At 46.4% G+C, this 7935-nt stretch carries 4 protein-coding genes and 1 pseudogene; all 5 read left to right on the plus strand.

Annotation, left to right across the window (positions count from 1 at the left end; translation table 11 throughout):
• A partial coding sequence (locus NT178_01190) for a hypothetical protein (protein MCX5811150.1) occupies positions 1 to 3571 on the plus strand: 3571 nt, incomplete at its 5' end.
• A gap of 163 nt (positions 3572 to 3734) precedes the next feature.
• Positions 3735 to 4147: pseudogene (locus NT178_01195) on the plus strand (four helix bundle protein).
• A 28-nt stretch (positions 4148 to 4175) separates the two neighbouring features.
• The gene (locus NT178_01200) at positions 4176 to 5531 is read left to right on the plus strand and encodes a TolC family protein (GenBank protein ID MCX5811151.1); all 1356 of its coding nucleotides are present in this window, start codon (positions 4176 to 4178) and stop codon (positions 5529 to 5531) included.
• Positions 5531 to 7636, plus strand: coding sequence for a type I secretion system permease/ATPase (locus NT178_01205; GenBank protein MCX5811152.1), 2106 nt, complete (start codon positions 5531 to 5533; stop codon positions 7634 to 7636). The genes NT178_01200 and NT178_01205 overlap by 1 nt, the downstream gene beginning before the upstream one ends.
• Positions 7637 to 7725: 89 nt before the next feature.
• The coding region (locus NT178_01210) for an HlyD family type I secretion periplasmic adaptor subunit (GenBank protein MCX5811153.1) at positions 7726 to 7935 on the plus strand (210 nt) is incomplete at its 3' end.

Consider the following 7935-nt stretch of genomic DNA (forward strand, 5'->3'; position numbering starts at 1 on the left):
GTACGGCAATGATACCCTTTATGGAGATGAAGGAGACGACATCCTTTACGGCAGTTACGATAACGATACTCTTTACGGAGGCACTGGCAACGATTCCCTCTACGGAGATGACGGCAGCGATATCTTAGACGGCGGTGCGGGCAATGACTATATGGAAGGAGGAAAAGGGGATGATGTCTATTATGTAGACAGTTCAACTGATAGCATTAAAGAAAACCTCAACGAAGGCACCGACACCGTCAAAAGCAGTATCACATATTTTTTATGGACAAATATAGAAAATCTTACCCTTACCGGCACTAGCCCGATTAACGGCACAGGCAATACTCTTAATAACATACTCACCGGCAACAGCGCAGTAAACACGCTTACCGGTGGCGCAGGCAATGACACATTGGACGGCTCATCGAGTAACGACACCCTTATCGGAGGCGAAGGCTCGGATACATACATCTTTGCACGGGGATACGGGCAGGATATTGTCATTGACACATTATCAACGGCAGATATCGACAGGGTCATGTTTTCTGATGGCATATCCGGAAACGACCTGACCGTAAGCAGATCAGGAGATGACGTTATCATCTGCATCAAGAATACACAGGACAGCCTTACAATACAAAACTGGTATCAGGGCAATAAGATAGAACAGTTTGTGTTTGCTAATGGAACCATCATCACCCCTGCCGATATCGAAAACATGATCCTCCCCACTATCACAGGGACAGAAGGAAACGATAGTATATATGGAACAGGCAATGCCGAAAGACTTGAAGGATTATCGGGCAACGACTACATCAATGCCGGAGCCGGCAATGACACTCTGTACGGTGGTGCAGGGAACGATACCCTCATTGGCGGAACAGGGGCAGATATCATGATCGGCGGTTCAGGCAATGATACATATTATGTTGATAATGCAGGCGATACGGTAACAGAGGCAATAAATGAAGGAACCGACACTGTACGTAGCTCTGTGTATTTCACATTAGGAGATAATCTGGAACAGCTTGTTCTTACCGGAACAGATGCGATAAATGGTGCCGGCAATGAACTGAATAACAACATTTATGGGAACAGCGTTTCAAACGTTCTCTCCGGTGGCGACGGCAACGATTATTTAAGCTCCGATGCTGGAAACGATACTCTGTACGGTGGTGCAGGGAACGATACCCTCATTGGTGGAACGGGCGCCGACACAATGATCGGCGGTTTAGGCAATGATACATATTACGTTGATAATGCAGGGGACATTATCGCAGAAAACCTCGATGAAGGCACCGACACGATCCGCAGCACCATCACATATGCCCTGGGTGACAACCTTGAGAATCTTACACTTACCGGAACGGATTCTATTGACGGTACCGGCAATGCCTTAAACAATACTATCTACGGCAATACAGGCAACAATATCCTCATTGGTAATGACGGGAACGATTACCTTTCGGCTGATGCCGGTGACGATATCCTGTACGGAGGAACAGGCAATGACATTCTTATCGGTGGGACAGGTGCAGACTCCATGACAGGAGGTCTGGGCAATGATACCTACTATGTGGATAACGCTGGAGAAATAGTCACAGAAGCTACCGGCGAAGGAACAGACTCAGTACAGTCCTCTGTCACATATACCCTCTCGGATAATGTGGAGAATCTTACCCTTACCGGAACCGATGCTATTAATGGAACGGGAAATGAGCTCGCGAATGTTATTAACGGAAACAATGGATCTAATATCCTCTCCGGCCTTGGAGGCAATTACACATTAACCGGCAAGGATGCAAATGATACCCTATATGGAGGAACAGGTAATGATACGCTTAATGGTAGAGCAGGCGCAGACTCCATGATAGGAGGTTTGGGCAATGACACCTATTACGTGGACAACCACGGTGATGTCGTTATGGAAGCTGCCGACGAAGGCACTGATACTGTCCGCAGCACCATCACCTATGCTCTTGGCGATAACCTTGAAAACCTCACCCTTACCGGAACCGATGCTATAGACGGTACTGGCAATGCCCTGAATAACACTATCTACGGCAACTCCGGCAACAATACCCTCATCGGCAATGACGGTAACGACTCTCTCGTCTCAGATGGAGGGGACGATATCCTCTATGGAGGCACAGGTAACGACAACCTAAGCGCCGGGGATGGCAATGACGTGATCTATGGAGGAGCAGGTAATGATACCCTTAATGGTGGAGCAGGCATAGATACCATGTACGGTGGCTTGGGCAACGACACGTATTATGTGGACAACGCCGGTGATGTAGTTGTAGAAAGCCTTGACGAAGGGGCTGACTCGGTACGTAGCAACATTAGTTATACATTAGGTGAGAATGTTGAAAATCTAACCCTTACCGGAACGGATTCTATTGACGGAACAGGTAATGGCCTGGATAACCACATCTACGGTAACACAACCAGCAACATCCTTTCCGGTGGCGATGGCAACGATTACCTTTCAGTAGATGCAGGCGATGATACTTTGTACGGAGGAGCAGGCAATGACACCCTCATAGGCGGAACCGGGGCAGATATCATGATTGGAGGCATGGGCAATGACACCTACTATGTGGACAACCCCGGTGATGTTGTAGTCGAAGCCGCTGATGATGGAACCGATACAGTCCGTAGCTCCGTGTCTTTCATATTGGGAGACAATCTGGAACAACTTGTCCTTACCGGAACAGATGCTATAAATGGAACGGGGAATGAGTTGAACAACAACATCTATGGGAATGTTGCTAATAATACCCTTACCGGCAATGACGGTAATGACTACCTGAGCGCAGATGGTGGCGATGATACCTTGATCGGAAGGGCCGGCAATGACACTTTAATCGGTGGAACAGGCGCCGACGTGATGATCGGTGGTACGGGCAATGATACATATTACGTTGATAATGCAGGCGATACGGTAACAGAGGCAATAAACGAAGGAACCGATACAGTCCGTAGCTCCGTAACATACACCCTTGGCGGCAACGTTGAGAACCTCACCCTTACCGGTACAGACCCGGTCAACGGTATAGGAAATGATCTGAATAACGTAATCTACGGAAACAGCGCTTCAAACATCCTCTCCGGATTAGGAGGCAACGATACTCTTATAGGGAGTAATGCTGATGATACTCTCATCGGAGGAACGGGGAATGATGTCCTGAATGGAGGAACAGGCAGCGATACCTATGTATTCTCCTCCGGCAACGTCAATGACACTATCACAGACAGCGGTTCCGATTCCCTCTTTCAGGACAGGGTCTTATTTGCAGACGATGTTCTGAAAGATACCATAGCCATCTATCAAAGAGGCTCCAGTCTTTATATAGGGTATGGAGATACAAATAAAATAACTGTCAGTAATCAGACTTCTCCTGATTACGGCATAGAGAAGATAGAGTTATCCTATGGCCAGTTCTTAACCGATGCAGACGTGAACCTTGTCATCCAGCAGATGACAGCTTTTGCGGCAGATAACGGCATACCCATGACATCTGTGGATGATGTGAGAAGAAACCAGGATTTGATGGGGATGGTAGTGAATGCATGGCACGGGTAAAGGACCGTGGGACGGGGTAGAGACCGTAGGACGTCCGCTGCGCTGGGAGGTCCGTTCACTGCGTTCGCTGGGACGAAAAGGCAAAACTGATAGAAGGTGATATGAAGGCAGTTGCGTCCAAGCGAAGCGGACGTCCCGGCAAATGCAAGTGAGCGAACGTGCTATGGATAAACAACAAAGGAAAAGCACGGTGGAGAAAACAGAGATAGTTGCGAAATGGGTTCAGGACTTGGAGGTTTACAAGGTGGCTTTCGAGGCTGCTATGGAGATATATGAAATTTCGAAAAGATTTCCTGTAGAGGAAAAATATTCTTTAACCGATCAGATAAGGAGATAAGCGAGATCGGTTTGTACAAATCTTGCCGAAGGATGGAGAAAGAGAAAATATAAAGCTGTTTTTATTAACAAGTTATCGGATGCAGCACAGGAGGCTGCTGAAACTCAAACATGGTTGGAATCTCATTGCACTGCAGATACATAACAGAAATAGAATGTGACAAACTGAATGATAGGTACGAACATATATTTGCCAAGCTCAACAATATGGAAAAGAAAGCCGATGCGTTCTGCATCTAAATCCTTTACGTCCTACGTCCCAGAGAACGTGAGTGGGCGTACGTCCCAGCAAAGCGGACGCCCTACGGTCTTTTCCACGATCTTCACTGCATCCTGCATTATTTTTTTGCTCACTTTTTCCCCCGGCTTAACCTTTGCCTCGCAAATACTCGACCTTGACGGGGTGACGGAGCGGGCGCTTGAAAACTCCCATGATGTAAAACTCTCCAGTCTTGATATCCATATCAGCCGGTCCATGCAAAAAAGAGCGTATTCGCTTTATTATCCTACTTTCAATGCCCGCTGGAACTCGGAATATGTAAAAGATCTGTCAGGCGGCGCACCGCAGGTAACCGCAATAGGAGATACGATTATCAGTGAAAGTACATATTACCATAATTCTTTGTCTGTTGCTGCTTCATATAACTTGTTTGATTTCGGCTCAACAAGAAAAAAGGTGTTCATCGCAAAGAAAGACGTGGATGTAAAAATGATGGTGTATATACGGCAGATACGGGACATAAAAATCAAGGTATTGAACCTGTATACCGATCTGCTTACAAGCCGCAAAGAGCTTGAGGCAAAAAAGGAGCTCCTGTCCCTCTACAAGGAGCTTTCTCTGACAAAAGAAAGGTTATATTTTGCCGGCGCCATCTCAAAAATAGAAATGGTGGACGAGGCATTAAGCGTGGTAAAGACCCTTGAAGCCATTGATAACCTGGAGCTCAGACTAAAGACCGTCCTGCAGGATCTGTCTTTTTATACGGGGGAGGATTACGATGCAAACAGCGTCAAAGTGCAGGAGTTTGAAGGTTGTGAGCAGGATTACGAAAATAGTTTCAATCCGGAAAAATCCCCTGAGTTCAGAATGTATGCCCTTGAAATAGAGAAAAAGAAGGCAGAACTCGATATCCTGAAAAGAGAAAGATTTCCCCAATTCGGACTTTATTCACGGTATGTCTGGTACGGACAGGACCGCAACAATTATGAAGCATCCGTAAACGACATAAGGGACAGAAACTATTTCATAGGCATATCGGCAACGCTGCCTATATTCGAAGGATTTAAAACAAACGCCGAAATGGAGAAGACGGCATTGGAGATTGAAAGGCTCAAGGTGGAAAAGCAAAAAAAGCTTGCCGAACTGATAAACAGGCACGCGAAACTTAATGAAACAAGAGTGATGCACATAAGGGGGTTGGAAAACCAGAAAGATATGCTGGCAAAAGTGGAAGAAAAACTGTCCATGACAAAACGGCTTGCGGAGCAAAACGTTGCTGATCTGATAGAGCTTCTCAACCGGAGGATTGAGCTTATAAACCAGAGATTGGAGCTGACAAAGACCATGATTACAAAGGTTGCTACGATTAAAGAGCTTCAGATGCTCTCGGAAGGGGTTAATTGATGCAGACCGCCCTTGTATGTCTTGAACTTATCGCAAGAATAAATCAGATAAGCGTGGATTTGCGGACAGTAATGAGAGAATACGGCATTGCTGATGAAGAAATCTCAAAGGAACAGCTTCTCCTTATTTCAAAAAACCTGGGCTTCAAGGCACGCATAAAGACGATGCCCCTCGATGTGGTGCTTAAGAAATATCCCTCACCTGTCATGGTCATATTTAAGGATGGGACATACGGCGTGGCGCTGAAGGCTGACACGGAAAACGGCAAGACACTCGTGTTCTGTCCGAAAGAGATGGCGGCAAAGCCTTTTGAATCTGAGGAACTCCAGGGCATATCAAGCGGGGAATATATCGTCTTCAAGCACAGGATGATATCCTCGGATGCAGCCTTCGGATTCAGGTGGTTTTATAATGAGATACTGCATTATAAGAATGTTATCGGTGAAGTGCTCACCGGCTCTTTTGTGGTGCAGTTATTCGGCCTTGTAACGCCCCTTTTTACCCAGGTAATCCTTGATAAGGTGATTGTCCACCGGAGCATGACCACCCTCGATGTACTCGCCGTTGCCTTCATTGCCGTGACGATCTTCGAATTTCTCCTGAATGCTTCGAGAAACTACATCTTTATCCATACCGCAAACAAGATAGACGCCAAGCTCGGGGCCAAGTTGTTCAAACATCTTTTTTCACTTCCCTTTGTCTATTTTGAGTCAAGGAAGGTAGGCAACATCGTAGCACGGATGCGCGAACTCGATAATATAAGAGAGTTCATTACGAACAAATCCGTGTCCGTGATTGTAGATCTGTTCTTTTCGCTTGTCTTTGTGGCAATGATGTTCCTGTACAGCGTTAAGCTGACCCTGATATTCTCCGGCTTCGTATCTCTTACGGCAATGCTGTATCTTATTGTAACGCCGGAACTCAGGAGGAGGTTGGAACACAAGTTTCAGATGGCGGCTCAGTCCAACTCTTATCTCGTCGAGTCAATTACAGGCATCCAGACGGTAAAATCCCTTGCCCTTGAAGGCTCCATGCAGAAAAGGTGGGAAGAGAACCTTGGAAAATATGTTCATTCGAGTTTCAAACTCGCCAATATGGGAAACATTGCAGGCGCCGTATCAGGCACGTTTCAGAGGCTGATGACAATCACCGTACTTTACCTCGGCGTGAAGCTCGTTATAGACAACCAGCTTACCATAGGACAGTTGATTGCCTTTCAAATGTTTGCCGGTCAGTTCACCGGTCCGTTTTTGCGGCTTGTAAACCTCTGGAACGAGTTTCAACAGGCGTTGCTTTCCGTTGACAGGATCGGAGATATACTCAACAACAAGACCGAGGTTACGTCCGGCAAAGATATCACGCTGCCGTCGCTCAACGGCGCAATCAGATTTGAGGATGTCTGTTTTAAGTATGTGCCGGATTCCCCTTATGTGCTCGACAAGATCAATTTCGAGGCAAAACCTGGCATGAGCATAGGCATAGTTGGGAGAAGCGGAAGCGGAAAAAGCACAATCACAAAGTTGATCGAGAAGCTATATATCATAAGCGAAGGGGCGGTTTATATAGACGATATAGACATACGCCATATCAATCCAATATGGCTTCGATACAATATTGGCGTTGTGCTTCAGGATGATTACCTGTTCAGCGGGACAATCAGGGAAAATATCTCCATCTCGAAACCGGATGCGCCCGTGGAGGTTATCATTGAAGCGGCAAAGATAGCAGGGGCGCATCAATTCATAACACAACTGCCCCAGGGATACGACACGATTGTTGGGGAACGCGGATCAACCCTGTCCGGCGGCCAGAAGCAAAGAATAGCCATTGCAAGGGCGCTGATAACAAGCCCGAGAATCCTTATCTTTGATGAGGCTACCTCATCTCTTGATTATGAATCTGAAAAAATTATCCGGCAGAATATCACCAGGATCAAGGCCGGCAGGACTATGTTTATTGTAGCCCACAGGTTGTCTACTGTTAAGGACTGCGACATTATCATTGCCCTCGATCAAGGGAAGATCGTTGAAATGGGCGATCATGAAGGGCTTATGGCAAAAAACGGCTATTACCGGCACCTGTATATGCAGCAGGAGGCGGTGTGACAGCGATTTTGAATTTTGAATGTAGAATGTAGAATTTAAATTATGAATAGAAGGAATAATACATAAGGATTGAGGGATTGAGGGGGAATATGTTGTTTAAAAGGATATTCAGACGTGATGATGCCTATGAATTCAAGCCCACGATGGCGGAAATCGAGGAGAAACCGGCTAACCCGCTGGGAAAGCTGATCTTCTGGGTTATTATCGCCTCTTTTGTGTTCTTTGTTCTATGGACGTGCCTAGGCAAGGTTGACGTTGTTGTCAGCGCAAGAGGGCTGGTAATCCCTGAAGGCGATATA

The organism is Pseudomonadota bacterium (assembly GCA_026388255.1).
In the GTDB taxonomy this organism is placed as follows: domain Bacteria; phylum Desulfobacterota; class Syntrophorhabdia; order Syntrophorhabdales; family Syntrophorhabdaceae; genus JAPLKB01.

Excerpts from the sequence above, each read along its gene's own strand:
- NT178_01205 (MCX5811152.1), top strand. The coding sequence starts at position 5,531 with ATGCAGACCGCCCTTGTATGTCTTGAACTTATCGCAAGAATAAATCAG.